The organism is Dethiosulfatibacter sp. (assembly GCF_983023055.1).
Genome location: NZ_CEZJXU010000138.1, coordinates 1 through 5,413 on the forward strand (window position 1 = coordinate 1; position 5,413 = coordinate 5,413).

Here is a 5,413-nt window from a genome sequence, read left to right on the forward strand (position 1 = left end):
GAATACCCGTTATGGGACACCTTGGACTTACCCCTCAGTCAATTAAGACAATGGGCGGATACTTCATCCAGGGAAAGAAAGTTGATGAGGCTGAAAAGATGCTTGAAGAAGCAAACCTTCTTCAGGAAGCAGGAGCCTTTTCACTTGTACTTGAGTGCGTACCAAGTGAGCTTGCAGAATATGTTTCAAATAACATAGATATTCCAGTAATAGGAATAGGCTCTGGAAACCAGTGCGACGGTCAAGTTCTTGTATTCCATGACTTTACGGGATACAACACAGGATTTATTCCAAAGTTCGTAAAAAAATACGGAAATGTAGGCGAAGAAATCAAAAAATGCGTGACAGGATATATAGATGAAGTCAAAAACGGTACCTTCCCATCAGAAGAATACAGCTTCTTCTCAAAAGATTTGGCTGATTTGAATAAAGAAGACGGAGAAAAAAATGATCATAACTAATAGAATCGAAGAAGTCAGAAGCTTTATAAAAGAAAAGAAAAAGGAAGGTCTTACTGTGGGATTTGTTCCTACTATGGGCTATCTTCACGAAGGACATGCATCATTGCTGAAGGAATCAATAAATGATAATGACATAACAATCCTAAGTATATATGTAAACCCTACACAGTTCGGTCCCAACGAAGACCTATCAAGCTATCCCAGGGATCTTGATAAAGACTGTCAGATAGCATTAAATGAAGGCGTTGACCTTGTCTTTACTCCTTCCGATGATATCCTTTATCCGGACAACTACAAGACCTATGTCTATGTAGAAGGCTTGACCAACACCCTTTGCGGAAGAAGCAGACCTACCCATTTCAAAGGCGTAACCACAATAGTCTCAAAGCTTTTCAATATAGTTGCTCCAGACAATGCATATTTCGGACAGAAGGATGCACAACAGTATTTCGTACTGAAAAGAATGGCAACGGACATGAACATGGATATAAATCTGAAGAGCTGCCCTATTATAAGGGAGGAAGACGGTCTTGCCAAAAGCTCAAGAAATGTCTATCTCACTGAAAATGAAAGACAGCAGGCAACAATACTTAACAAATCTCTTGATGAGGCTGTACAGGGAATTAAAGAGGGCGAAAGAATCACCGGTGAAATAATTAAAGGAATAAGAAGCACCATAAACAGTCAAAATCTTGCTGACATAGACTATGTGGAAATTGTTGATACACAAACAATGCAGCAAATAGACGAGATCAAGAATAAGGTGCTCATAGCAATAGCGGTAAAATTCGGTAATACGCGATTAATTGATAACAGAATTTTGGAGGTATAAAAGTGATTAAAGAAATGATGATAGGAAAAATACACAGGGCAACAGTTACAGGTGCTGATCTTAGCTATGTAGGGAGCATAACAATCGACAAGGACCTTTTGGATGCAGTAGGAATTGAAGCTAATCAAAAGGTTGAAATAGTAAACAACAACAACGGCGCAAGACTTGCAACCTACGTAATCGAAGGTGAGCGCGGGAAAGGTGATGTATGTCTTAACGGTGCTGCAGCAAGACTTGTGCAACCAGGTGATGTTGTAATAATAATTGCCTACGGTCTTCTCGATGATGCCGAAAGAGAAAACTTCGAGCCTAAGGTTATACTTATGGATGAAGACAACAAGATCGTGAAGATGGTACATGCTGAGAAGCCTAATTGTTCAGAGCTTTAACAGTGAAACGATAGTTGAGCGATGGTTTAACCATGGTTAAACCATAGTTAAACAATTGTTCAACCATGGTTAATTATTACTATTGCCGTATTCCCCAAGCTGGATCTTGTATTCTTCCGATACTTCCATCTTAACTTCAATATAGTGCTCCCTGAGTTCCTTGACTAGGGCTACATCGTACTCGTATTCCTCAAGATCATTCTGCATGTCGTAGAGTGTTTTGTAGACCTGGTTGTCGGACCTGCTTTCAACACGTCCCAGTTCGTCAAGGATTTCCTCAACTTTTTCATCTCTCACAGTTTCATCCTCAAGATCTATTGCAGCCTTAAGGATACTATAATATCCTTCACATGTTTCTATATACTCTATTTCAAGGTCTTCTAGATACGATACATAACTTTCCACCAGTAGTTCCTCATGGGATTTTTCAACTTCTACAGGATTATTCGCTTCAACCGGCTCTTCAACCGGCTCTTCAACCGGCTCTTCAACCGATTCTTCAGGACTAATTACTTCTAACGCTTCCTCAGAATTGTTTCCATCTACTTCTTCACTTGAATCCGCCGAATTATCTTCATCGATTATTTCCATATCTATTATCTCGTCATCAGAAGAACTGATGTCTACATAATCAACCTTGGTTACATCAGGTTCAACACTATCTTCTCCAGCAGCTATCTCAATATCTATTGCCGGTACTCCACCTTTAGCCAGGGAAATGGCTACTATGCAAATTCCAACAACTGCAATAACTGCAATTTTTACTTTTAAAAACCTTTTAGACAATGATTCTCCATTTACCCATAACAATATAGGCAGTTTTTCTCCCTTAATTATCCGTTCCGGATTTTCAATAAAAATTCTTTCCGCAGTTTCTATACCGTATTTTCTTTTTACAATTTCGTAGGGTTTCATAAGACCCGGAGGTCTTTCATCCATATTATGACAGTCGCTTGCCACTATATCCACCAAGTTTCTCTTAAGGAGCTCACCAACACACCTTGAATATCTGCTGTTTTTCTTGAAATCGCCACTATTGCACTGGATTACTGCGCCGTCATCCTTCAACTGCCTTATTTCATCGTATTTTTCCCTTACATCGTGATACTCTTCAACATGAGCTATAACAGGAGTATATCCCAATATTTTCAGTTCATGGGCAGCCATGTCCATCTCACTAAATCTTATATTTCTGGCAAATTCCACTAACACATATTTAGTGTCGTTTATGGTTCTAATATTGATCTTGTCCATTTCAGAAAGCATACTTCTTGAAATATAAACCTCGGCCCCTTTGTATATATTGAGATCAGGATATTTTTCATATACAAGTTTTTTGAAATCACAAAGAATCCCATCATAATCATCCTCTCCTGAAAAATCGAGGGGATGACTGAGATGAGATGTCATAGCAATATGCCTTATTCCATTATCATATGAAACTTTTACCATTTCCAGTGCTTCTTCAAAGCTTACCGGTCCGTCATCTATACCTGGAAGCATGTGACAGTGAATATCATACACTTTTGCTTTCACTCTCCTCATAGTAGTAATAATAGGACTTATATTCCTTTGAATTATTGACCGGTATTTTGTTGAGAACAGCACCTATTAAGTTTACTCCACTCGACTCCAAAGATTCCTTTGCTTTTTTCACCATATCCACTGATACCTTGCCAGACGAAACTACCAGAATAGCTCCTTCTATATAACTTGACATTACTACTGCATCGGTAACAGGTACAACAGGTGGAGAATCAAAGAGTACATAGTCATATTTCTTCTCCAAAAACTCAACCATTTCCTTCATGACATTTGAATGCAGAAGCTCAGAAGGATTGCTTGGAATTTTCCCCGAAGTCATTACATCTATATTCAATTTGAAAATTCGGTTTATATAATCATCTATGTTGTTGCCATCCATTAAATACTCTGCAAGTCCCGACTTGTTTGAAATTCCAAGAATCTTGTGGATTCTTGGCTTTCTCATGTCACAGTCTATTACAATGACTCTCTGTTTATTCTGCGCCATTGCTATGGCAATATTTAAGAGAGTTATGGTCTTTCCTTCTCCCGGTGTTGCACTGGTTATAAGTATTGTTTTCATGTTGTTATCGAGGTTGGCAAACTGTATATTGGTTCTGAGACTTCTATAGGCTTCAGCTATAGGTGATTTCGGTCTTTCGTGAACTATAAGTTCATTCATTTATTTCTCCTTTCCACTACTGAATTCAACTATGCTTCCAATAACGGGAAGTCCAAGATGCTTTTCAATATCATCAGCAGTTTTTATTGTTCCGTCGAGCATTTCAAGTATGAATATCATGAATCCTCCCGCCATTATGCCCAAAATGAATGCAATTGCCCCGTTGAGCATAAGCTTGATGTTTATAGGATTATAAATCGGTATTGCCTTATCAATAATTTCAACATTGTCAACCTTCAGTATCCTCATTACTTCCTTGATAAATACATCTGATATAGTATTAGCGATCTCTGCAGCCTTTATTGGGTCAGCATTTTTTACGGATATTTTAAGGATTTCCGTCGACCCCACAGGACTTGACGTAATGCTTCTAAGTAGTCCGCCATATGTCATATCCAGATCAATCCTGTCAATTACAGCTTCAAGTACTATCCTTGATTTTACAATTTCACTGTATGTAACTACCAGTTTTTGACTAAGATTGATACTTCCAAGATCAAAACCAGATGCTATATCTCCCAAACTGCTGCTCTTCGAGCTGTTTACCATCAATGTAGTATTCGACTCATACATTGGCGTTACAGCAAACATTGTTAATAGTATTGAAACAACAGTAACAAATATTGTCGTTGCCACTATTATCCATTTTCTTTTTAGAACAATGTGTACAAGTTCCAGTAAATCCAGTTCTCCATCCATAGCTTCCTCCACAATAACCTTACATTCCCAATTTCTAAAATATTATTCAGAAAAGAATTCCTTTAAGGTATTTAAATGTTCCACAGGCGCTGACGCCTTTATTGCATTTTCAATATCTGACTGGATTTCTTCTTCAAGACTCTTGTATTCAATCTTTACCTCATCCATTTCAGCTTCATAGTCATATCCATAATCATCAAGATAACTCTCCATGGTTTCCTTTATGTCTGACACTATCTTCAGGGAATTTTCATCCAGCTTTCTTGCATATGAGGTGTCCCCTTCCAGTACTTTTTCCAGTCCTAGAACTGTCTTCTCAAGGGAATACACTGTATCATCAGAAGGAATATCATAATCAGATGGGTCTTCATCATCACCACTTCCTGAAGTTGCTCCTGTCGACGAATCTACATCTGTCGTATCTTCATCTGTCGTATCTTCATCTGTCATATCTTCATCCTCTTTTAAATGAACAATCTTCAAAAGGGAAACAACAACAGATTCTCTCACAGCCGATATCTCTCCCTGAAATTCACCTTCATGAAGAATCATAATGTCCCTTTGCAAAAGAGCATTAACTGAATCAATTGCCCAGGATACTATTTCATCCTCCGTATCTGCAAATTCGTCTGCAGAATATAAAAGAATGCTGTTGAGTACAACGGCTACCTCCTGTCTGCTTATTGGCTTTTCAGGTCTAAAGGTTCCATCTGGATAGCCCTTTATATACCCGTTTTTAATGGCAACCTTAAGCTCCCCTGAAAACCACTCGTTTCCAATGACATCTGAAAAAGACAGGCTTTCTGCTTCTTCTTCGAAACCAAAG

The 5,413-nt window shown here is 38.4% G+C and carries 7 protein-coding genes; 3 read left to right on the forward strand and 4 right to left on the reverse strand.

Features of this window, described 5'->3' with window-relative positions; all coding sequences use genetic code 11:
- From AC3AX0_RS06285 to panD, 3 genes are all read left to right on the forward strand, one after another.
- Window positions 1–461 (forward strand): 3-methyl-2-oxobutanoate hydroxymethyltransferase (locus AC3AX0_RS06285; protein ID WP_487549452.1); only part of this gene is annotated, 461 nt, incomplete at its 5' end.
- Window positions 448–1,293: a pantoate--beta-alanine ligase gene (panC, locus tag AC3AX0_RS06290; RefSeq protein WP_487549453.1), complete on the forward strand. Its 846-nt coding sequence runs from the start codon at window positions 448–450 to the stop codon at window positions 1,291–1,293. The genes AC3AX0_RS06285 and panC, both read left to right, overlap by 14 nt.
- Window positions 1,294–1,295: 2 nt before the next feature.
- Window positions 1,296–1,682: an aspartate 1-decarboxylase gene (panD, locus tag AC3AX0_RS06295; protein ID WP_487549454.1), complete on the forward strand. Its 387-nt coding sequence runs from the start codon at window positions 1,296–1,298 to the stop codon at window positions 1,680–1,682.
- Window positions 1,683–1,751: 69 nt separating this feature from the next.
- Here panD and AC3AX0_RS06300 read toward each other — a convergent pair whose 3' ends face one another.
- From AC3AX0_RS06300 to AC3AX0_RS06315, 4 genes are all read right to left on the reverse strand, one after another.
- Window positions 1,752–3,218 (reverse strand): tyrosine-protein phosphatase, encoded by a 1,467-nt coding sequence (locus AC3AX0_RS06300; protein WP_487549455.1) that lies wholly within the window; start codon window positions 3,216–3,218, stop codon window positions 1,752–1,754.
- Complete coding sequence (locus AC3AX0_RS06305; RefSeq protein ID WP_487549456.1) at window positions 3,199–3,888, reverse strand: CpsD/CapB family tyrosine-protein kinase; 690 nt, start codon at window positions 3,886–3,888, stop codon at window positions 3,199–3,201. Before AC3AX0_RS06305 ends, AC3AX0_RS06300 begins: the two co-directional genes overlap by 20 nt.
- Entirely contained in the window at window positions 3,889–4,587 is a 699-nt protein-coding gene (locus tag AC3AX0_RS06310) for a YveK family protein (protein WP_487549457.1), read from the reverse strand.
- 42 nt (window positions 4,588–4,629) lie between these two features.
- Window positions 4,630–5,413 (reverse strand): S-layer homology domain-containing protein (locus AC3AX0_RS06315; protein WP_487549458.1); only part of this gene is annotated, 784 nt, incomplete at its 5' end.

What these genes read in the sequence shown, in the direction of transcription:
- panC (WP_487549453.1), top strand. Translation starts at nt 448, where the DNA reads ATGATCATAACTAATAGAATCGAAGAAGTCAGAAGCTTTATAAAAGAA.
- AC3AX0_RS06310 (WP_487549457.1), bottom strand. Translation starts at nt 4,587, where the DNA reads ATGGATGGAGAACTGGATTTACTGGAACTTGTACACATTGTTCTAAAA.
- AC3AX0_RS06305 (WP_487549456.1), bottom strand. Translation starts at nt 3,888, where the DNA reads ATGAATGAACTTATAGTTCACGAAAGACCGAAATCACCTATAGCTGAA.